The sequence below is a fragment of the Pseudomonas sp. WS 5071 genome, from assembly GCF_012985765.1.
Lineage (GTDB): Bacteria > Pseudomonadota > Gammaproteobacteria > Pseudomonadales > Pseudomonadaceae > Aquipseudomonas > Aquipseudomonas lundensis_A.
The window spans coordinates 16,635-36,203 of record NZ_JAAQWY010000020.1; the positions used below are offsets into that span (position 1 = coordinate 16,635).

Genomic DNA, 19,569 nt, shown 5'->3' on the forward strand with positions numbered 1-19,569 from the left:
ATGATCGTTCGCCCTGTACGCAACAGCGATTTACCTGCCTTGATCGAACTGGCCCGTAGCACAGGGACCGGTCTGACCACGCTGCCCGCCAATGAAGAGCGCCTGCTGCACCGCGTGACCTGGGCCGAGAAAACCTTCCGCGGCGAAGCTGAGCGCGGCGATGCCGACTACCTGTTTGTGCTGGAAGACGACGACGGCAAAGTGGTCGGTATTTCGGCCATTGCTGGCGCCGTGGGCCTGCGTGAGCCCTGGTATAACTTCCGCGTCGGACTGACCGTCAGCGCGTCGCAAGAACTGAATATTTACCGCGAAATTCCGACGCTGTTCCTGGCCAACGACCTGACCGGCAATTCCGAGCTGTGCTCGCTCTTTCTGGGTGAGGGGCACCGCACCGGCCTGAATGGGCGCTTGCTGGCCAAGGCGCGGATGCTGTTTATCGCCGAGTTCCCGGAGCTGTTTGGCAACAAGATCATTGCTGAAATGCGCGGTATGTCTGATGAAGCCGGGCGTTCTCCGTTCTGGGAAAGCTTGGGTCGGCACTTCTTCAAAATGGAATTCAGCCAGGCCGATTACCTGACCGGGGTCGGTAACAAAGCGTTTATCGCTGAACTGATGCCCAAGTTTCCCGTGTACACCTGTTTCCTGTCCGAAGACGCGCGGGCCGTGATCGGCAAGGTGCACACCCACACCGAGCCGGCCCTGAATATGCTCAAAAGCGAAGGGTTTAGCTATCAGGGCTACGTCGATATTTTTGACGCAGGCCCGGCAGTGGAGTGCGAGACGGACAAGATCCGGGCCGTGCGCGAAAGCGAAGCGCTGGTGCTGGCCATTGGCACGCCCGGCGACGACGCCACGCCTTACCTGATTCACAACCGCAAGCGCGAGGACTGCCGCATCACGGCGGCGGCGGCGCGTCTGGCTGCGGGCACGCTGGTGGTCGATCCGCTGACTGCCAAACGCCTGCAATTGAGCGCGGGCGATCAAGTGCGCGCGGTGACGTTATCCGCCCAGCCAGTGGCCCCACGGGAGAAAAAATAATGAGCACGTTGTACATCGCAGGCGCGTGGCAAAACGGGCAGGGCGAAGCCTTTGAGTCGCTGAACCCAGTGACCCAGCAGGTGCTGTGGTCCGGCCAGGGCGCCGATGCCAATCAGGTGAATGCCGCCGTCAACGCAGCACGTCAGGCTTTTGCGGGGTGGGCCAAGCGTTCTTTTGAAGCGCGACTGACAGTTCTGGAGGCCTTTGCCGCCAGCCTCAAGGCCAATGCCGACGCGTTGGCGCGCTGTATCGGTGAAGAAACCGGTAAGCCGTTGTGGGAGTCGGCGACTGAAGTCACCAGCATGATTAACAAGGTGGCGATTTCGGTTCAAAGCTACCGCGAGCGCACGGGCGAGAAAAGCGGCCCGCTGGGTGACGCCACGGCCGTGTTGCGCCACAAGCCGCATGGCGTGGTGGCGGTGTTCGGTCCGTACAACTTTCCTGGGCACCTGCCTAACGGTCACATTGTTCCGGCCTTGCTGGCCGGCAATAGCGTGGTGTTCAAGCCGAGCGAGCTGACACCGAAAGTGGCCGAGCTGACGGTCAAGTGCTGGGTCGAAGCCGGTCTGCCAGCGGGGGTGCTGAACTTGCTGCAAGGCGGGCGCGATACGGGCATTGCGCTGGCGGCCCATGCGGGTATCGATGGCCTGTTCTTTACGGGGTCGAGCCGCACTGGTAACGCACTGCATCAACAGTTTGCCGGTCGCCCGGACAAAATCCTGGCGCTGGAGATGGGCGGCAATAACCCGCTGGTGGTCGATCAGGTGGCTGACGTCGAAGCGGCGGTGTACACCATCATTCAGTCAGCGTTCATTTCAGCGGGTCAGCGTTGCACCTGCGCCCGCCGCTTATTGGTGCCTGAAGGCGCCTGGGGCGACAGTTTGCTGACGCGTCTGGTTGAGGTCAGTCAGCGCATCGAGGTGGGCGCGTTCGATCAGCAGCCTGCACCGTTCATGGGGTCGGTTATTTCGTTGCAAGCCGCGCGGGCCTTGATGGATGCCCAGGAAGTGTTGCTCGGTTCCGGGGCAGTGGCTCTGCTTGAAATGAGTCAGCCGGACAGCAATGCCGCGTTGCTGACGCCGGGCATCATTGATGTGACCGAAGTCAGCGAGCGCAGCGATGAAGAGTTGTTCGGGCCGTTGCTGCAAGTGATCCGTTATGCCGATTTCGACGCCGCGATTGCAGAGGCCAATAACACGGCCTTTGGTCTGGCAGCCGGTTTGCTTTCCGATTCCGAAGCGCGTTATCAGCAGTTCTGGCTCGAAAGCCGTGCCGGTATCGTCAACTGGAACAAGCAATTGACGGGGGCTGCCAGCAGCGCACCTTTTGGCGGAATCGGCGCCTCGGGTAATCACCGTGCCAGTGCGTATTACGCAGCCGATTATTGCGCCTACCCGGTGGCCTCGCTCGAAACGCCGATGCTCGCGTTGCCAGCGGCGCTGACGCCGGGCGTACGTTTGTAATTTCGAAATGCTTATAAAACCGTTTGCCGGAGCCTCGCTGATGAAGTCCTTTGAAGTCAATTTTGACGGTTTAGTGGGGCCGACCCATAACTACGGCGGGTTGTCCTTCGGCAACGTCGCGTCCCAGAGCAACAGCCAGCAGGCTTCCAACCCCAAGGAAGCCGCGCTGCAAGGCCTGGAAAAAATGAAAGCGCTGATGGACATGGGTTTTGTCCAGGGCGTTCTGGCCCCGCAAGAGCGCCCGGACGTGGCTGCCTTGCGCAGCCTGGGGTTTGGCGGCACCGATGCTCAGGTCATTCAAAAAGCGGCCAAAGACGCCATGCCGTTGCTGGTAGCCAGTTGCTCGGCATCAAGCATGTGGGTGGCCAACGCGGCGACGGTCAGCCCGAGTGCCGACACGGCCGACGGGCGGGTGCATTTCACCGCCGCCAACCTCAACTGCAAGTTTCATCGCAGTATTGAACACCCGACCACCAGCCGTGTGCTGGGGGCGATGTTTGCGGACCCTCAGTATTTTGCCCACCACGCGGCTTTGCCGGCCGTGGCGCAATTTGGTGATGAAGGTGCGGCAAACCACACCCGGTTCTGCCGGGACTACGGCGAAGCCGGCGTCGAGTTCTTTGTGTATGGGCGCAGCGCCTTCGACAGCCGTTATCCGGCACCTCAGAAATACCCGGCACGCCAGACGCTTGAGGCCTCTCAAGCGGTGGCGCGCCTGCACGGCCTGAGTGAGGCGGGCGTCGTGTTTGCGCAGCAGAACCCGGCGGTCATTGACCAGGGTGTGTTCCATAACGATGTCATTGCGGTAGGCAATGGCGAACTGTTGTTCCATCACGAAGATGCCTTCCTGAACACTGACCAGGTGCTGGCCGAGTTGCACGGCAAGCTGCAGGCACGTGGCGCGCAATTCCAGTCCATTTGTGTGCCGCGCGACCAGGTGGCCGTTGAAGATGCGGTGCGCTCGTACCTGTTCAACAGCCAATTGTTGAGCCGTGCGGATGGTTCGATGCTGCTGATCGTGCCTGAAGAGTGCCGCAGCAACCCGCGTGTCTGGCAGTACCTGCAAAGCCTGACCGCCTGCGGCGGACCGGTTCGTGAGGTTAAGGTTTTTGATCTCAAGCAAAGCATGCAGAACGGCGGTGGCCCGGCTTGCCTGCGGCTGCGGGTCGCACTGAAAGAAACAGAGCTGGCGGCGGTCAATCCGGGGGTTATCATGACGCCCGCGTTGTACGGCACGCTCACCCGTTGGGTGAACAAGCACTACCGCGATGCGCTGCGCGAAAGCGATCTGGCGGATCCGCAGTTGTTGCTTGAATGCCGCACGGCACTGGATGAACTGACGCAAATCCTTAAACTGGGCGCGGTCTATCCATTCCAGATCAATTGAACACCGCTTTGTACGGGCGTTGATGCCCGTACTGGCCACTCCACTTTCCACTGAGTACGAAACTATGAGCGATTCTCTGCAGCTGATCCTTGAAGACACCGACGGCACGCAATTGCAAACGTCCTGCACCCGCGTTGCGGTCATGTGGCAGGGCAAGGAGCTGTGGATCCAGCAAGACGGCCGCGGCCAGTTGTTGATCGGTGTAGACGTGGAAGAAGGCGACGCCGAATATGCCAACCTGCTGTTGCGTCCACTGGCCACCAACCTGGTGAGCCTGCAACTGGAAATGGAACCGGCTGACATGAGCGATGACGAAGACGGTCACGTCCACGGCCCGGACTGTAATCACTGATTAAGGATGCTCTATGCTCGCCCTCGGCAAACTGCTTGAACTGACCCTGGCCGGTCGTGAACCGGCCCAGAAAATTCAACTGACGGCCGAAGGCGTGCGATTGCGCTGGCTAGGTGAGGGCGCACTGGATGTTACGCCGCCCAGTGGCCAGGACGTTGGCCTGGATTTACTGTTGTCAGCGGGCATTCACGGTAACGAAACAGCGCCGATCGAGCTGCTCGATCGCCTGTTGCACGGCATCGCACGTGGACACATCACGCCGCGTGCACGCATTCTGTTCTTGTTCGGCAATCCGGGTGCCATGCGCACCGGTGAGCGTTTTGTCGAGGAGGACCTCAACCGGCTGTTTAACGGCCGTCACGAAAGCAGCTGCGGCCCTGAAGCCCTGCGCGCTTGTGAGCTGGAGCGTTTGGCTACGGTGTTTTACAGCCAGCCGGACCGCACACGTTTGCACTATGACCTGCACACCGCGATTCGCGGTTCGAAACTCGAACAATTTGCCCTGTATCCGTTTAAGAAAGATCGCGTCCCGTCGCGTCGCGAACTGGTGCGCCTGCGTGCGGCGGGCATGGAAGCGGTTTTGTTGCAAAACAAGCCGTCGATTGTGTTCAGTGCTTTCACCCGCGAAAAACTGGATGCCGAGGCGTTCACCCTTGAGTTAGGTAAAGCGCGGCCGTTTGGGTGCAACGCAAGTGTGAATGTAGAGCGCCTTGAGCAACGTTTGAAACAGATCATTGAGGGCACTGAGCCGTCACTGGACGAGGCGTCGCTGGACGGCTTGCAGCTGTTTCGCGTGGCGCGAGAAGTCATTAAGGAAAGTGACGCGTTTATTCTGCATTTGCCGTCCGATGTTGAGAACTTTTCAGAGTTGCCCAAAGGTTATTTGCTGGCTGAAGATGCCGGGAAAACCCGCTGGATCATTGAGGAGAAGGGCGCGCGGATTATCTTTCCCAATCCCAAGGTCAAGAGTGGTCTGCGCGCCGGGATCATTATTGAGCCCGCGTCTGAAGCGTTGCTGGATCAATCATTGGCGTAATAAATGTAGGTTTTGCGCAGTTGCAGGCCCAGCTCCTCGAGTAACGCATTTTCGGTGTAGGGGGTTGGGTTGGTCACTCGGGCAGGGGTGGCTGGGTCATCGTCGAAGTCAAACGGTTCAATGTTGCAAGGCAGTCCCACAACCTGCAGTTCGAGGTTGTTGACCATCGGCGCGGACTTGGTCCCGCCGTGTCCGTCAGGGCTCATGCCCCCGAAAACCGAGCCTGTCACAAAGTTATAGGCATGGCACAGTTCGTGATAGAGCGCTGCGAGCGGCACGTCTTCGGATTCTGAGTAGGTTGGATTGTAAAAAACCGTGCCGCCATAGGTTCGAGTGCCCGGCTTTCCCGACGCAGCGAATGCGGTGCCATCATTGAGCGTGGGGACATACAGGCCGTTTCGAACATGCTTGAACTCACGAATGGTGATGGGTTTCTTGCTGTCACGAATACTTTTGGTGAGTGCCCTTAACAGCTGGTGGCCATTGTCCGAACCGAGCAATAACCTGAGGTCATCCTGAACCCGCTCAGTGAAGGTGTCGCTGCCTTCAATAATCAGACCGGTTTCGGACAGTGGTTGCGACGTGACCTTGAATACCGTTCCGATTTGCTTATCTGGCGTGTACGCGCCTTCTGTAATGGGCGTGATTTGACTCCCCGTGTAGATCCGGTCACTGGCCTTGAGGTTATCGATGATGTTTTGCCCGTCGCCTGTGTAGATCACGTTGGTGGCCGGGCCTGCGGTGATCAGGTCGTCCCCGTCGTTGCCACTTAATATGTTGTGTCCCTGGCCACCGATGATGAGATCGTCACCTTTGCCGCCATCCACAAATACCCTGCCAGCGTCTCCCCGGAAAAAGTCGGCGCCACTGCCCAGATAAGCCGAAGTGGTGCCTGAGCCACTGACATTCACGATGTCGTTGCCGACGCCCGTGTTGACATAACTGCGCTCGGAGCCAGTCAACACCATGTCGTTACCAGCGCCGGTGAGGATGTTTGTTTTTTTCGCGTGGGTGATGACGGTGTCATTACCAGCGCCGGTTTCGATATGAAACGGATTTTTGAATGCGCTGGCGATATACACCGTGTCATCACCTTGGGATGTGTGTATTTCAATGATCTGTCGGGTGTTGGCGGGACGAATGTGGAAGCGCTGGTGATTGAGGTCAACGATGATCGTGTCGTTTTCCCCTTGGGTGACGAACAGGGACGTACGTGGCGCAGAGGTACGAAACTCCAGCCGATCGACCGGCCGTTCGTACAGCACGCCCTCTGTAACGTAACGAAAGATCGAAACATACGCGCTCAGATGCAGCAGGCTTCTGGTAGTGGTTTCCACAACATGGGGGGTTGGGCTGGAGACGGTTTTTTCGGTCAGCTCCGGTGGGCCTTTGCTGGCGCCATCAATATGGAATTCAGGGCCCTCAGGCGCTGCAGGGGGGGTAGGGCACATACGGTAAGGCTCCATAGCATGTGGTTCAAACGTCTGGGGCAACCCCATTGATAACGATTGAAACGCTTTGAGTGCTTACGCGTGCTTTAGATAGTTAGTGCGCAATCCCGACTGACCGGGGGATGGTCAGTCGGGAATTCAGGCGTTATACCGCGCGCTTTTGCTGGGTATCGAGACGCTTGATGTGGCGGATTTTCTGCAAAGTGTCGACGCAGGTCTTTGCCGCTTCCTGGCCTTTGTGCACAAAGTGGTCAAAGAAAAATTTCTGGTGCTCTTCGCCCGCGTGGAAATGATGCGGGGTCAGGCTAACCGAGAACACAGGCACTTCGGTTTCCAGCTGCACTTGCATCAGGCCGCTGACCACTGACTGCGCGACGAAGTCATGGCGATAGATGCCGCCGTCCACCACCAGGGCTGCACCCACAATGCCTGCATAGCGGCCGGTCTTAGCCAGCAGCTTGGCGTGTAGCGGGATCTCGAAGGCGCCACCGACTTCAAAAAAGTCGATGTCACTTTCCTGATAGCCCTGCTCCAGCATTTCGGCCAGAAAGCCCTTACGGCTTTGATCGACGATTTCTTTGTGCCAGCTGGCCTGAATGAACGCGACGCGCTCGTTGTGGTGGTTTTTGCTTTTGCTGTCGATTGCGGTGGGTTGCATGTTCAGACTCCTGTTTGTGTGAAAAACAGGGCATATGAATCGAATGGGATTTAAGGGTGCATCCAGACAGGCCGCACGAGTGTGTAACCTCGACACTGGCCTGCCCGACTGACGGCCCTTTGGCGCCAATCCCGTTCTCTCTTCATCCGGACTATGACCGTCGGCCCCGGAATCACACCGGGTCTGCTGACCTTGCCAAGCCGTCTGCCGTAGCCTTCGGACCTGCCAAGCGCTCGCGGGCTATACGCATTGCGCGCAATTACCGCCGGTGGGGAGTTACACCCCGCCCTGAGAACGTTGCCGCCAGCCTTTCTGGCGGCGGGCATTTTGTATCACAAATGTTTCAGGGATGCATTGATGCTTTTTGCTAATGGTCATCGAAATTTCTGATGATTTTATCGGCTGGCTCGGACAATGCCGTTTGATTAATCTCGCGATAACCTGCACTCCTCTTGTTCGACAGGTATTTCACCGCTTAGCATCCAGTGCTTATCTCCTTTGGCTGAGGCTTCCAATGACTGTTATCGATCTTCGCAGTGACACCGTGACTCAACCCGGGCCAGGCATGCGTGCGGCCATGGCCGCCGCGCCGCTAGGGGACGATGTGTATGGCGAAGACCCGACGGTCAATCACCTGGAGGCTGAGTTGGCGCACAGGCTCGGGTTTGCGCAGGCCCTGTTCGTGCCCACCGGGACCATGAGCAATCTCTTGGCGCTGATGGCGCATTGCGAGCGGGGCGATGAATACATCGTCGGGCAGCAGGCCCACACGTATAAATATGAAGGCGGCGGGGCGGCGGTACTGGGGTCTATCCAGCCGCAGCCGCTGGAGGTACAGACCGACGGGTCGCTGGACTTGAAGCAGGTGGCGGCCGCGATCAAACCGGATGACTTCCATTTCGCCCGTACCCGTTTGTTGGCACTGGAAAACACCATGCAGGGCAAAGTGCTGCCGCTTGAGTACCTGGCGGCGGCCAGTCGCCTGACCCGTGAGCATGGGCTGGCGCTGCACCTGGACGGGGCGCGGTTGTACAACGCAGCGGTCAAGTCAGGGGTGGACGCAGCCGACATTACCCGTCATTTCGATTCGGTTTCGGTGTGTTTGTCCAAGGGGTTGGGCGCGCCGGTAGGCTCGGTGCTGTGCGGCTCGGCCGAATTGATTGCCCGGGCCCGACGCCTGCGCAAAATGGTCGGTGGTGGTATGCGTCAGGCCGGGCAATTGGCCGCGGCAGGTTTGTATGCACTGGATCATCAGGTGCAGCGCCTGGCGGACGACCATGCCAATGCGCAGCATCTGGCTGACGGGCTGCGCGCCTGCGGCTATGCCGTCGAACCGGTACAAACCAATATGGTGTACGTCGATCTGGGCGACCGGGCCCAAGCGTTAAAAGCCTTTGCCGCCGAACGCGGCATTAAGCTGAGCGCCGCGCCGCGCTTGCGGATGGTGACGCACCTGGATGTCAATCGCAGCCAAATTGAGCAGGTGGTCACGGTTTTGGACGAATTTAATCGACAATGAGTGCGTAACCCGTCCAATTGAGTGTGCCTATCGTATAAACACGCTGTACCCAAGGCGCAGGGCCGATATAATGCGGCCCTTTGCGAGTCGCACTGTCGACCGACCTGATTGACTTGCCTCTGGCCTCAGCCTCCGTGGAAGAACCTATGAAAAGCGCAGAAATCCGTGAAGCCTTCCTTCGCTTCTTCGAGGAGCAAGGTCACACCCGTGTCCCTTCCAGCTCCTTGGTGCCAAATAACGACCCGACCCTGCTGTTCACCAACGCGGGGATGAACCAGTTCAAGGACTGCTTCCTGGGTCAGGAAAAGCGTGCTTACACCCGTGCAACCAGCAGCCAGAAGTGCGTGCGTGCCGGTGGCAAGAACAGTGACTTGGAAAACGTCGGTTATACCGCGCGTCACCACACCTTTTTTGAAATGCTCGGCAACTTCAGCTTTGGTGACTACTTCAAGAAAGACGCGATCAATTTCGCCTGGACCTTTCTAACCGGCGTACTGAAGTTGCCAGCGGACAAGCTGTGGGTGACTGTCTACGCCAGCGATGACGAAGCCTATGACATCTGGACCAAAGACGTCGGCGTGCCCGCTGAGCGCATGATCCGCATTGGCGACAACAAAGGCGCCCCGTACGCGTCCGATAACTTCTGGACCATGGGCGATACCGGCCCGTGCGGGCCCTGCACCGAGATTTTCTACGACCACGGCCCCGAAATCTGGGGCGGCCCGCCAGGCTCGCCAGACGAAGACGGCGACCGTTACATCGAAATCTGGAACAACGTGTTCATGCAGTTCAACCGCACCGCCGATGGCGTGTTGCATCCGTTGCCAGCACCGTCGGTGGACACCGGCATGGGCCTGGAGCGGATCAGTGCGGTGATGCAGCACGTCAATTCCAACTACGACATCGATTTGTTCCAGAGCCTGCTCAAAGCGGCAGCCGACGCCATTGGTTGCGCCAATGAGGGCCAGGCTTCGCTTAAAGTCGTGGCGGACCACATTCGTTCGTGCAGCTTCCTGATCGCGGATGGCGTATTGCCGTCCAACGAAGGTCGCGGCTACGTGCTGCGTCGGATCATTCGCCGCGCTTGCCGCCACGGCAACAAGCTGGGCGCGACCGGCAACTTCTTCTACAAGATCGTGGCTGCACTGGTAGCCGAAATGGGCGCCAGCTTCCCCGAGCTGGTGCGTGAACAGGCCAACATTGAGCGTGTCCTCAAGGCTGAAGAAGAGCAGTTCTCCAAGACGCTCGAACAGGGCCTGAAAATCCTGGAGCAGGATCTGGCTGACCTCAAGGGCACCGTGGTGCCGGGCGACGTGGTGTTCAAGCTGTATGACACCTACGGTTTCCCGATGGACCTGACAGCGGACATCGCCCGTGAGCGCAATCTGACCGTGGACGAAGCCGGTTTCGAACGCGAAATGGAAGCGCAGCGGGTGCGTGCCCGTTCGGCCAGCTCGTTCGGTCTGGACTACAACACCCTGGTCAAGGTGGATGTGCCGACCGAATTCATCGGTTACAACGCAACTCAAGGTTCTGCGAAGGTGGTTGCCCTCTATAAAGAGGGTCAGTCGGTCGACACCCTGAATGAAGGTGACGAAGGTGTAGTCGTGCTCGACCAGACGCCGTTCTACGCTGAGTCCGGCGGTCAGGTGGGTGACTGCGGTTACCTGCAGGCAGGTGCTGCGCGTTTTGACGTGCGCGACACCACGAAAACCGGCGGTGCCTTCCTGCACCACGGCGTGGTTGCGAAGGGCGGCCTGAACGTTGGCGAAACGGTTGAAGCTCAGGTTGATGCCGATGTGCGTCACGCGACGGCGTTGAACCACTCGGCCACTCACTTGCTGCACGCCGCATTGCGCAAAGTGCTGGGTGAGCATGTTCAGCAAAAAGGTTCGTTGGTTGACAGTCAGCGCATGCGTTTCGACTTCAGCCATTTCGAAGCCATCAAGCCTGAGCAGATCAAAGCCCTCGAAGATATCGTCAACGCCGAGATTCGCAAGAATACCCCGGTACAAACCGAAGAAACCGACATCGAAACCGCCAAGCAAAAAGGCGCCATGGCGCTGTTCGGCGAGAAGTACGGCGACAACGTGCGCGTACTGAGCATGGGTGGCGATTTCTCCGTGGAACTGTGTGGCGGTATTCACGCCAAGCGCACGGGCGATATCGGCCTGATGAAAATCACCAGCGAAGGCGGCGTGGCGTCGGGTATCCGTCGAATTGAAGCGGTGACCGGTGCTAGCGCACTGGCTTACTTGAACGCAGCGGAAGAGCAGCTCAAGGAAGCGGCGAACCTGATCAAGGGGTCGCGGGAAAATCTGGTCGACAAGCTCTCGGCGGTGCTGGAACGTAACCGCCAGTTGGAGAAGCAACTGGAGCAATTGCAGGCCAAGGCCGCAAGCGCGGCTGGCGACGATCTGTCGGCGTCGGCTGTGGACATCAAAGGCGTGAAAGTCTTGACCGCTCGCCTGGACGGTCAGGATGGCAAGGCGCTTCTGGCGCTGGTGGATCAGCTGAAGAACAAGCTCGGCCGCGCAGTGATCCTGCTGGGTGGAGTTTACGAAGACAAGGTCGTACTGGTTGCAGGCGTAACCAAAGACCTGACCGGCCAACTCAAAGCCGGTGATTTGATGAAGCAGGCCGCTGCGGCAGTGGGCGGGAAGGGCGGTGGTCGCCCGGACATGGCGCAAGGTGGCGGTGTAGATGCTGCTGCTCTGGACGCCGCGTTAGCCCTGACTGTGCCATTTGTCGAACAGGGTATCTGAGGTCCAGAACGCGCCGCTGTCTAGTGGCGGCGCGTCGTTTGAATGATAAATGGGCGCCCTTTAGGGGCTGAGGCTGCTTTGAAATGGCTTTGATCGTACAGAAATTCGGAGGCACCTCGGTCGGCACTGTCGAACGAATCGAACAGGTCGCCGATAAAGTTAAGAAGTTCCGCGAAGCCGGCAATGACCTGGTGATTGTATTGTCGGCAATGAGTGGCGAAACCAACCGCCTGATCGATCTGGCCAAACAGATCAGCGATCAGCCGTTGCCGCGCGAGCTGGATGTCATCGTTTCTACCGGCGAGCAAGTGACCATTGGCTTGTTGGCCATGGCGCTGAACAAGCGGGGCGTGCCCGCGGTGTCCTACACCGGCAGCCAGGTGCGTATCCTCACCGACAGCTCTCACACCAAAGCCCGCATCCTGAAAATAGACGATCAGAAGATTCGCGCAGACCTCAAGGCCGGGCGTGTGGTTGTGGTCGCCGGTTTCCAGGGCGTGGACGAGCAGGGCAACATCACCACGTTGGGCCGTGGCGGCTCTGATACGACGGGTGTGGCGCTGGCGGCTGCGCTGAAGGCTGACGAGTGCCAGATCTACACCGATGTCGATGGTGTCTACACCACCGACCCGCGTGTGGTGGCGCAAGCTCAACGTCTGGAGAAGATCACCTTCGAAGAAATGCTGGAAATGGCCAGCCTGGGCTCCAAGGTGTTGCAGATCCGTGCGGTCGAGTTCGCCGGCAAGTACAACGTTCCGCTGCGCGTATTGCACAGCTTCAAGGAGGGTCCTGGCACCCTCATTACTATTGATGAAGAGGAATCCATGGAACAGCCGATCATTTCTGGTATCGCGTTCAATCGCGATGAAGCCAAGCTGACCATCCGTGGCGTGCCAGACACCCCGGGCGTGGCGTTCAAGATTCTGGGCCCGATCAGCGCGGCCAACATTGAAGTCGACATGATCGTGCAGAACGTGGCACACGATAACACCACCGACTTTACCTTCACCGTGCACCGCAACGATTACAGCGCGGCGCAGACCGTGCTGGAAAACACGGCGCGTGAGATCGGTGCGCGTGAAGTGGTCGGCGATACCAAGATCGCCAAAGTGTCGATCGTGGGTGTGGGTATGCGCTCGCACGCTGGTGTGGCCAGCCGCATGTTTGAGTCGTTGGCTAAAGAGAACATCAACATCCTCATGATCTCGACCTCCGAGATCAAAGTGTCGGTGGTGATAGAAGAGAAATACCTGGAGCTGGCAGTACGCTCCTTGCACACCGCTTTTGAATTGGACGCGCCTGCCCGACAGGGTGAGTAATGCGTTGCCCAAAGGGCGTGGTTGATCCGCGCCCTTTGTTTTTTTGATAAATGTGAACGAAGGCCTCTTGTTTCGTCATGTTGGTCAATACTTAAGGCGCGTCGGGCTATAGCTGTTTAGCTAGTAGGCCGAAGCCCTTTTTTTTTGCAGACTGTTGTCCCTGAATGAATAGCGTGAGGAGAAAGCTATGCTGATTTTGACTCGCCGGTGCGCAGAAAGCCTGATCATAGGCGACGGTGAAATTACTGTGACCGTGCTCGGCGTCAAAGGAAACCAAGTGCGAATCGGTGTGAATGCCCCCAAAGAAGTGGCCGTGCACCGGGAGGAAATCTACCTGCGGATCAAGAAAGAAAAGGACGAAGAACCAAGTCTTTAATTTTATTTAAGTTTTTGGTTGCATACGGGGAAAAGGCTGGTTATTATACGCCCCGTGTTGCGGAGAGGTGGCCGAGTGGCCGAAGGCGCTCCCCTGCTAAGGGAGTACATCTCAAAAGGGTGTCGGGGGTTCGAATCCCCCCTTCTCCGCCATTATTCATGTAGAACGTTAGAATCTAGCCGTTTCAGTAAGTTGTTGAATTTATTGAAAAAAACACTTGGCAGAGAGATTCAACGGTCTATAATACGCAGCTTCAAATGCACTCGTAGCTCAGCTGGATAGAGTACTCGGCTACGAACCGAGCGGTCACAGGTTCGAATCCTGTCGAGTGCACCATATAAGAGTTAGTTGCTTCGGTAGTTAACTTGGCTTCAACCAGGGTGTCTGGTCTAACAAACACAACTTGCACTCGTAGCTCAGCTGGATAGAGTACTCGGCTACGAACCGAGCGGTCACAGGTTCGAATCCTGTCGAGTGCACCATTTAAGAGTTAGTTGCTTCGGCGGTTAACTTGGCTTCAACCAGGGTGGTCTGGTCTAACAAACACACCTTGCACTCGTAGCTCAGCTGGATAGAGTACTCGGCTACGAACCGAGCGGTCACAGGTTCGAATCCTGTCGAGTGCACCAAACACCAAAAAGCCCGCCTTTAAAGCGGGCTTTTTGCTGTCTGAGATTTGACATACTTCTGGCGTGTTTGACTGGATTGCGCCTTGTGCGGATACACCCTCAATCAATCAGGAATTAACCCGCTCCCGGGCTGTCTGTTAAAGAGCATGCCGCGCTTGAACGGTTTTTAGCGTGCACGTGTGTTCTCTTCCTTGAATCCGGCGTCGCAGATTCAGTCTCGCGAGCATTGAGCTTCGCCTGATCGCAAGCATTTGTTATCCCCGAGATTTTTAACGTCATTAATTTTTTAAGCCGTGTATGATTGCGCCCGTCAGCCCCGCCGGGGCTTGTGGAATACCTCCATGGACTTACCCAGTAGTAATTCAGCATCCCGCTTTACCAATCATGAATTGACTGATTGATCCTTCCGGCGTGCCCTGCTGCTGGGAGTGGAGTTCGCCTATGACCGAAGTTGAAGTAAAAAAGACTCAAGACAGCCTGCAAAGCCGTCTTGCGCAAGTGATTGAACTGCTTAACCGCCAGCGTGTGGTCGAAGACCTGACACATCGTCAGGAAGGCCATCACCATGATCGGGTCGAAAACCTGGTCCACCGGCAAAATCTCGTTGAGCTCCAGCGCAAGCTGGAAGACCTGCACTCCGCCGACGTTGCTTACATTCTTGAAGCGTTGCCTCTGGATGACCGTCTGACGGTCTGGCAGTTGGTCAAGGCTGACCGCGACGGCGACATCCTGCTTGAAGTGTCGGACTCGGTTCGAGAAACCCTGATCGCCGACATGGACGATCACGAGCTCCTGGCAGCAGCCAAGGAGATGGACGCTGACGAACTTGCTGACCTGGCCCCCGAGCTGCCGCGAGACGTCGTCCATGAACTGATGGAAACCCTTGACGGCCAGCAGCGTGAGCGCGTTCGCTCCGCGTTGTCCTATAACGAGGATCAGGTCGGCGCCCTGATGGACTTCGAGATGGTGACCATCCGCGAAGACGTCAGCCTTGAAGTGGTTCTGCGTTACCTGCGGCGTCTCAAGGAGCTGCCGGGCCATACCGACAAGTTGTTTGTGGTGGATTACGACGGTGCGCTCAAAGGCGTGCTGCCGATCAAGCGCCTGCTGGTAAATGACCCTGAAAAACAGGTGTCCGAAGTGATGGCCAGCGATCCGGTGAGTTTCCATCCGGATGAAGACGCCTACGATGCGGCGCAGGCATTTGAGCGGTACGACTTGATCTCGGCTCCGGTGGTCGACAAGAACGGCAAGTTGATCGGTCGTTTGACCATCGATGAAATGGTCGACTTGATCCGTGAAGAAAGCGAAACCGAAGTTCTCAACATGGCGGGTTTGCGCGAAGAGGAAGACATTTTCGCGTCTGTCTGGAAATCCCTGCGCAACCGTTGGGCTTGGCTGGCGATTAACCTGATCACCGCGTTTCTTGCGTCGCGGGTCATTGGGTTGTTTGAAGGTTCGATTGAAAAGCTGGTGGCACTGGCAGCCCTGATGCCTATTGTGGCGGGCATTGGCGGCAACTCCGGTAACCAGACCATCACCATGATCGTGCGGGCGATGGCGCTGGACCAAGTGAACACAGGCAGCACGTCGCGTCTGATGCGCAAAGAACTCGCGGTGGGCTTGATTAACGGTCTGGTGTGGGGTGGTGTGATCGGTGTAGTGGCCTATCTGCTCTACGGCAGTTGGTCGCTGGGAGTGGTGATGACCGCTGCCATGACCCTCAACTTGTTGTTGGCAGCATTGATGGGGGTATTGATCCCGATGACGCTGGCCCGGTTGGGCCGTGACCCGGCCATGGGTGCCAGTGTGATGATTACCGCGGTAACTGACAGTGGCGGATTCTTCATCTTCCTGGGGTTGGCCACGATCTTCCTGCTCTAGTCACCAACGGCTTGATCTGACTGTGTCGATCAAGCCGTTTTTGTGACTGCTTGCTGCGTTCGGGCCGCCCACAAAAAAGCCAGCACAAGGCTGGCTTTTTTGAAAAGGCGTCTAGATCACGAGGCGTCGGATGCCATTTCGACATCGTGTGCAATCAGTGAAACCAGCGCATTTTGTTGACGATGTGACAGCTGGCGGAAGCGTTGCAACAACTCGCGTTCATGCATCGAGAGCTCAGGGCTGTCGAGGCGCAATGCGGGCTCGTCGCCCAAAGCGCCTTCCTGGATGAGGCTCTGTTCCAGGCGGGCAATGATTTCTGAGTTCATGCTGCGATGGTGATTACGTGCCACCTCGGCAATGCGCTCGCGCATTCCGTCTGGCAGGCGCACTACGAACTTGTCAGCCGTACGGCTGGAATAAATAGCCTGTTTCAATGGGCGCATATAGTTAACCGGTTAGTTCAGGGGAGCGGTTCTCGGGATTGGCCGCAGGATGTGTTTTAAGACCATCTTTGGGGCCAAATGTTCAACCTGAATTGCTAAGAGGCCGGCATCATGCCTCAAATTAGCCACTTCCCTGGCGTCAATTCTGTGACAAATATTGAACCGGATACAGGCTTTTTGCCAGTAGCGATTATCAGAAATGCGCACTGCGTTTGATAGCGGTACTGGGCTCCATTCATCTGAAACGCCTCATACAAAGCAATTACCACGCAAATTGTTTGGAAGATCCAGCTGCAACCCTCACTTAAACCGTGAGAGGGCAGTGCCCGGACTTAAAAGATCAACAGCAGAAGGGGGTCGCAGATGCCAGGCAACTTGATCTATTTGATGGGGCCTTCTGGTTCGGGCAAAGACAGCCTGATCGAAGCGGCCCGTCATTCTCTGGCCGAGCGGGGTTGTGAGGTGATGCGGCGTGTCATCACGCGCTCAGCCGAATCCGTGGGGGAGGACGCGCAGGGTGTTTCAGCCCAAGCGTTTGAGGCGCTCAAAGAGCAGGGCGCCTTTGCCTTGCACTGGCAGGCGCATGGCCTCAGCTACGGGATTACCACGCTACTGGATGACTACCTGCGCCAGGGTCGCCATGTACTGGTGAACGGTTCGCGCGCGCATCTGGAGCAGGCCCGTCAGCGCTATCCCGATTTAGTGGCAGTCATGTTGTGTGTGAGCACAGAGGTTTTGCACGAAAGGCTGCTCAAACGGGGCCGCGAAACGCCTGAGCAAATCCGGCAACGGTTGCAGCGTAATGAGTTATTTCTTGAAGGCATGCCACGCCATGAGGCTGAGGCTATTAAAGTGCTCGATAACTCCGGCAGCTTGACCGTGGCGGTGCAAGGCTTGCTGGCCTTGATTGATCACGGCGTGGACTACCCGGCCTCAGCGTAATTGCGGGTCGAACTTGATCCGGCGTCCTACTAGCAACGCCAGCAGCCAACAGCCGAAGAACGTAGCGGCGGCGAACAATGGCGCGTCGCCCAGATCCCCATTAGGGATAAATATATCCAGCGCCAGACTGGCCAGCGCCAACATCAAAAAGCCAAATGCAATTTTGGACATGATTCGTTAAAGCTCTCTTTAGAAAACCCAGCTGTCGCCCTGAACCGCTTGCGTCTGCGCAGGGTGCTCGGCGGTCAGGTGAGGTGTGCCGCTTTGATCTGGAGTCATCACCGCCAACTGTGGCAATGGCGAGTGGGGTTTATACGTACCCGCAATCTCAGCGCTCTGTTGACCAGACGCCTCATCGGGTTGGAATTGAAAAAAGACCAGAACGGCCAGCGCGAGTGCATTCAACAGGATCAGTGTGCTGTTCATGGCGGTCATCTCTGAGGGCATGGACTTAATACTGTTGTGATTGCAGTCTTCGTGCCAACGCAGGATACCTATAAAAGCCTTGTAAAACAGTCATTTAGTATCAGTTTTTAAGGTGCGTGAGTTGCAAATTGCAATGAAGCCTTTTTGCTGCAATGCAAATTGCACGATGGCAGGGATGATGCAGTCCTGCACGCTGCTTTAGCGTGTTTTGCACGCTATCCTGGCGGTTGCCCTGTCTACCGGGCCTTAAGGCCCTTACACGTAAAAAGCCAACGGACGACATGACAAATCACGGTATCGCCGTTAACATGCTCGCCGACCTGCACACCGCACCCTGTGCGTGGTACGCGTGATCAGTCTCAGTAGCTCAATTGGATAGAGCATCCCCCTCCTAAGGGGAAGGTTGCAGGTTCGAACCCCGCCTGGGACACCATTTCACGTCATTGCCTTTCAGTCTTTCCCCTTCAAATTTTTTCCTCCTGCCCTTCGAGCTCGGCTTGTTTTAGCCAAGATTCGGTGATGCGGCGTTCCAGTTCTTCAAGGTCCGCCATGCCCAACACGCGTGTGGTGTTCAGGCCGCGTATATACCCCATTAATTGATTGGCCGCGGTGCGTTGAGCGTCAGGGCATGCATGGCTGTCGTGAAGCACGTCTTCGTACCTCGTCAGGTATTCGGCCACCCGTTCGCGGTATTGCGGCAGTACCGCGTCACGGATGCGGTCGAAGGTTCGCAGTTTTTGATTGGTATTCACGGTTGACCCTTATTTGAAGAATGGGCTGTTGTTTTTGTTACAACCAGAATTGAATGTAACCCACCCGTGACCCCGACCGCGATACCTGTGCACGTTTCAGCGGTCGGGCCGCACCGGGCGGCCCTGTTCGCGTTTTAACGTGTCATGCCATTACGCAATGGAGGTCCCGCCGGTAATGCCGAAGATCTCACCCGTGATGTAGCTCGACTCCTGACTGGCCAGCAGTACGTAAATCGGCGCGCACTCGGCCGGTTGTCCTGCTCGGCCGATTGGAGTTTCGGCGCCGAAGGTAGGGATTTTTTCCTGAGGCTGCCCACCGCTGGGTTGCAGCGGTGTCCAGAACGGGCCGGGTGCCACGGCATTGACGCGAATGCCCTGGCCGATCACCTGTTTGGCCAGCGCTTTGGTAAACGCCGCAATTGCTGATTTGGTCGGCGCGTAGTCGAGCAACGTTTCCGACGGCTGATAGGCCTGAATCGACGTCGTGTTAACGATGGTGGCACCGGCCGGCAAGTGCGGCAGCGCGGCTTTGCACAGCCAGAACAATGCGTAGACGTTGGTTCTGAAGGTTGCGTCAAACTGCTCGGTGGTCAGGTCGGCAATGGCTTTTTGCGCAGTTTGTTTACCTGCGACGTTCACCAGAATATCCAGCCCGCCCAAGCCTTTGACAGCTTGGCTCACCAGCTCCAGGCAAAACGCTTCTTGGGACAAGTCGCCAGGTATGCAAATGGCCTTGCGACCTTCGGCCTCGATCAACGCGACCACGTCCCGGGCGTCCGCTTCTTCCTCGGGCAAATAGTTCAGCACGATGTCCGCGCCTTCGCGGGCGTAGGCAATAGCTACGGCGCGGCCGATACCCGAGTCAGCCCCGGTAATCAGCGCCTTGCGGCCCGCTAACCGTCCAAAACCTTTGTACGACGTTTCGCCATGGTCGGCGTGGGGCTGTAATTTGTGCACTGAACCGGGAGCCGGTTGCGGTTGTTCGGGGAAGCCCGGCTGAGGGTATTGCGTCACCGGGTTCTGCATTGCGTACTGGTTTTCGGTCGTCATGTGGGCTGCTCCAGCTCCGATTGAAAGTACAAGCGCTGTTGCGCCTCTCAAAAAATCGGAGTTGGAGCAGGGTTTGATC

Annotated in this window: 18 protein-coding genes, 5 tRNA genes and 1 riboswitch; of the genes, 16 read left to right on the forward strand and 7 right to left on the reverse strand. The window is 57.4% G+C overall.

Features of this window, described 5'->3' with window-relative positions:
- From aruG to astE, 5 genes are all read left to right on the forward strand, one after another.
- Positions 1 to 1,038 (forward strand): arginine N-succinyltransferase subunit beta, encoded by a 1,038-nt coding sequence (gene aruG / locus HBN61_RS13535; RefSeq protein WP_094993810.1) that lies wholly within the window; start codon positions 1 to 3, stop codon positions 1,036 to 1,038.
- Positions 1,035 to 2,501, forward strand: a complete 1,467-nt coding sequence (gene astD / locus HBN61_RS13540; protein WP_170047003.1) for a succinylglutamate-semialdehyde dehydrogenase — start codon at positions 1,035 to 1,037, stop codon at positions 2,499 to 2,501. Before aruG ends, astD begins: the two co-directional genes overlap by 4 nt.
- 40 nt (positions 2,502 to 2,541) lie before the next feature.
- Positions 2,542 to 3,888, forward strand: a complete 1,347-nt coding sequence (gene astB, locus HBN61_RS13545) for an N-succinylarginine dihydrolase (RefSeq protein WP_169966051.1) — start codon at positions 2,542 to 2,544, stop codon at positions 3,886 to 3,888.
- Positions 3,889 to 3,952: 64 nt separating this feature from the next.
- Positions 3,953 to 4,240 carry a hypothetical protein gene (locus tag HBN61_RS13550; protein ID WP_047276959.1) on the forward strand — a complete coding sequence of 96 codons (288 nt, stop codon included), beginning with the start codon at positions 3,953 to 3,955 and terminating at the stop codon, positions 4,238 to 4,240.
- A gap of 13 nt (positions 4,241 to 4,253) precedes the next feature.
- Positions 4,254 to 5,276, forward strand: coding sequence for a succinylglutamate desuccinylase (gene astE / locus HBN61_RS13555; protein ID WP_170046970.1), 1,023 nt, complete (start codon positions 4,254 to 4,256; stop codon positions 5,274 to 5,276).
- On the opposite strand, the gene HBN61_RS13560 is transcribed toward astE, so the two are convergent.
- Together HBN61_RS13560 and HBN61_RS13565 are read right to left on the reverse strand one after the other, a co-directional pair.
- Complete coding sequence (locus HBN61_RS13560; RefSeq protein ID WP_170046971.1) at positions 5,261 to 6,727, reverse strand: M91 family zinc metallopeptidase; 1,467 nt, start codon at positions 6,725 to 6,727, stop codon at positions 5,261 to 5,263. The genes astE and HBN61_RS13560 overlap by 16 nt on opposite strands.
- 145 nt (positions 6,728 to 6,872) lie before the next feature.
- Positions 6,873 to 7,385, reverse strand: a complete 513-nt coding sequence (locus HBN61_RS13565) for a 6,7-dimethyl-8-ribityllumazine synthase (protein WP_047276954.1) — start codon at positions 7,383 to 7,385, stop codon at positions 6,873 to 6,875.
- A 129-nt stretch (positions 7,386 to 7,514) separates the two neighbouring features.
- A riboswitch (FMN riboswitch) is annotated at positions 7,515 to 7,685 on the reverse strand.
- A gap of 214 nt (positions 7,686 to 7,899) precedes the next feature.
- Between HBN61_RS13565 and ltaE the strand changes: the two genes are divergently transcribed.
- From ltaE to mgtE, 9 genes are all read left to right on the forward strand, one after another.
- Positions 7,900 to 8,904, forward strand: coding sequence for a low-specificity L-threonine aldolase (gene ltaE, locus HBN61_RS13570; RefSeq protein ID WP_094993816.1), 1,005 nt, complete (start codon positions 7,900 to 7,902; stop codon positions 8,902 to 8,904).
- Positions 8,905 to 9,050: 146 nt separating this feature from the next.
- Positions 9,051 to 11,669 carry an alanine--tRNA ligase gene (alaS, locus tag HBN61_RS13575; protein ID WP_094993817.1) on the forward strand — a complete coding sequence of 873 codons (2,619 nt, stop codon included), beginning with the start codon at positions 9,051 to 9,053 and terminating at the stop codon, positions 11,667 to 11,669.
- A gap of 83 nt (positions 11,670 to 11,752) precedes the next feature.
- Positions 11,753 to 12,988 carry an aspartate kinase gene (locus tag HBN61_RS13580; RefSeq protein WP_094993818.1) on the forward strand — a complete coding sequence of 412 codons (1,236 nt, stop codon included), beginning with the start codon at positions 11,753 to 11,755 and terminating at the stop codon, positions 12,986 to 12,988.
- A gap of 187 nt (positions 12,989 to 13,175) precedes the next feature.
- Positions 13,176 to 13,364, forward strand: a complete 189-nt coding sequence (gene csrA, locus HBN61_RS13585) for a carbon storage regulator CsrA (protein WP_003175645.1) — start codon at positions 13,176 to 13,178, stop codon at positions 13,362 to 13,364.
- A 61-nt stretch (positions 13,365 to 13,425) separates the two neighbouring features.
- Positions 13,426 to 13,516 (forward strand) — tRNA-Ser (locus HBN61_RS13590).
- A gap of 107 nt (positions 13,517 to 13,623) precedes the next feature.
- Positions 13,624 to 13,700: transfer RNA gene (locus tag HBN61_RS13595), tRNA-Arg, on the forward strand.
- 69 nt (positions 13,701 to 13,769) lie between these two features.
- Positions 13,770 to 13,846, forward strand: a tRNA-Arg gene (locus HBN61_RS13600).
- Positions 13,847 to 13,916: 70 nt separating this feature from the next.
- Positions 13,917 to 13,993: transfer RNA gene (locus tag HBN61_RS13605), tRNA-Arg, on the forward strand.
- A gap of 441 nt (positions 13,994 to 14,434) precedes the next feature.
- Positions 14,435 to 15,877 carry a magnesium transporter gene (mgtE, locus tag HBN61_RS13610; protein WP_047276945.1) on the forward strand — a complete coding sequence of 481 codons (1,443 nt, stop codon included), beginning with the start codon at positions 14,435 to 14,437 and terminating at the stop codon, positions 15,875 to 15,877.
- A gap of 116 nt (positions 15,878 to 15,993) precedes the next feature.
- Here mgtE and HBN61_RS13615 read toward each other — a convergent pair whose 3' ends face one another.
- Positions 15,994 to 16,320, reverse strand: coding sequence for an Arc family DNA-binding protein (locus HBN61_RS13615; RefSeq protein WP_047276944.1), 327 nt, complete (start codon positions 16,318 to 16,320; stop codon positions 15,994 to 15,996).
- A gap of 363 nt (positions 16,321 to 16,683) precedes the next feature.
- Between HBN61_RS13615 and phnN the strand changes: the two genes are divergently transcribed.
- Entirely contained in the window at positions 16,684 to 17,262 is a 579-nt protein-coding gene (phnN, locus tag HBN61_RS13620; protein ID WP_170046972.1) for a phosphonate metabolism protein/1,5-bisphosphokinase (PRPP-forming) PhnN, read from the forward strand.
- Here phnN and HBN61_RS13625 read toward each other — a convergent pair.
- Both HBN61_RS13625 and HBN61_RS13630 read right to left on the reverse strand, forming a co-directional pair.
- The gene (locus tag HBN61_RS13625) at positions 17,254 to 17,433 is read right to left on the reverse strand and encodes a PA3371 family protein (protein WP_170046973.1); all 180 of its coding nucleotides are present in this window, start codon (positions 17,431 to 17,433) and stop codon (positions 17,254 to 17,256) included. The genes phnN and HBN61_RS13625 overlap by 9 nt on opposite strands.
- An 18-nt stretch (positions 17,434 to 17,451) precedes the next feature.
- Positions 17,452 to 17,688: a hypothetical protein gene (locus HBN61_RS13630; RefSeq protein ID WP_170046974.1), complete on the reverse strand. Its 237-nt coding sequence runs from the start codon at positions 17,686 to 17,688 to the stop codon at positions 17,452 to 17,454.
- A 356-nt stretch (positions 17,689 to 18,044) separates the two neighbouring features.
- On the opposite strand from HBN61_RS13630, the gene HBN61_RS13635 reads away from it, so the two are divergent.
- Positions 18,045 to 18,121: transfer RNA gene (locus tag HBN61_RS13635), tRNA-Arg, on the forward strand.
- Positions 18,122 to 18,152: 31 nt separating this feature from the next.
- Here the strand turns inward: HBN61_RS13635 and HBN61_RS13640 are convergent.
- Positions 18,153 to 18,422 carry a hypothetical protein gene (locus HBN61_RS13640; protein WP_178088655.1) on the reverse strand — a complete coding sequence of 90 codons (270 nt, stop codon included), beginning with the start codon at positions 18,420 to 18,422 and terminating at the stop codon, positions 18,153 to 18,155.
- 168 nt (positions 18,423 to 18,590) lie between these two features.
- The gene (locus HBN61_RS13645) at positions 18,591 to 19,490 is read right to left on the reverse strand and encodes an SDR family oxidoreductase (protein WP_170046975.1); all 900 of its coding nucleotides are present in this window, start codon (positions 19,488 to 19,490) and stop codon (positions 18,591 to 18,593) included.
- Between the last annotated feature and the right edge of the window lie 79 nt (positions 19,491 to 19,569).

Bases quoted from the DNA above. Each gene is read 5' to 3' on its own strand.
- HBN61_RS13630 (WP_170046974.1), bottom strand. From the start codon at position 17,688: ATGAACAGCACACTGATCCTGTTGAATGCACTCGCGCTGGCCGTTCTG.
- HBN61_RS13645 (WP_170046975.1), bottom strand. From the start codon at position 19,490: ATGACGACCGAAAACCAGTACGCAATGCAGAACCCGGTGACGCAATAC.
- alaS (WP_094993817.1), top strand. From the start codon at position 9,051: ATGAAAAGCGCAGAAATCCGTGAAGCCTTCCTTCGCTTCTTCGAGGAG.
- HBN61_RS13625 (WP_170046973.1), bottom strand. From the start codon at position 17,433: ATGTCCAAAATTGCATTTGGCTTTTTGATGTTGGCGCTGGCCAGTCTG.
- HBN61_RS13550 (WP_047276959.1), top strand. From the start codon at position 3,953: ATGAGCGATTCTCTGCAGCTGATCCTTGAAGACACCGACGGCACGCAA.
- aruG (WP_094993810.1), top strand. From the start codon at position 1: ATGATCGTTCGCCCTGTACGCAACAGCGATTTACCTGCCTTGATCGAA.
- astE (WP_170046970.1), top strand. From the start codon at position 4,254: ATGCTCGCCCTCGGCAAACTGCTTGAACTGACCCTGGCCGGTCGTGAA.
- HBN61_RS13615 (WP_047276944.1), bottom strand. From the start codon at position 16,320: ATGCGCCCATTGAAACAGGCTATTTATTCCAGCCGTACGGCTGACAAG.
- HBN61_RS13565 (WP_047276954.1), bottom strand. From the start codon at position 7,385: ATGCAACCCACCGCAATCGACAGCAAAAGCAAAAACCACCACAACGAG.
- HBN61_RS13580 (WP_094993818.1), top strand. From the start codon at position 11,753: ATGGCTTTGATCGTACAGAAATTCGGAGGCACCTCGGTCGGCACTGTC.
- mgtE (WP_047276945.1), top strand. From the start codon at position 14,435: ATGACCGAAGTTGAAGTAAAAAAGACTCAAGACAGCCTGCAAAGCCGT.
- ltaE (WP_094993816.1), top strand. From the start codon at position 7,900: ATGACTGTTATCGATCTTCGCAGTGACACCGTGACTCAACCCGGGCCA.
- astB (WP_169966051.1), top strand. From the start codon at position 2,542: ATGAAGTCCTTTGAAGTCAATTTTGACGGTTTAGTGGGGCCGACCCAT.
- csrA (WP_003175645.1), top strand. From the start codon at position 13,176: ATGCTGATTTTGACTCGCCGGTGCGCAGAAAGCCTGATCATAGGCGAC.
- phnN (WP_170046972.1), top strand. From the start codon at position 16,684: ATGCCAGGCAACTTGATCTATTTGATGGGGCCTTCTGGTTCGGGCAAA.
- HBN61_RS13560 (WP_170046971.1), bottom strand. From the start codon at position 6,727: ATGTGCCCTACCCCCCCTGCAGCGCCTGAGGGCCCTGAATTCCATATT.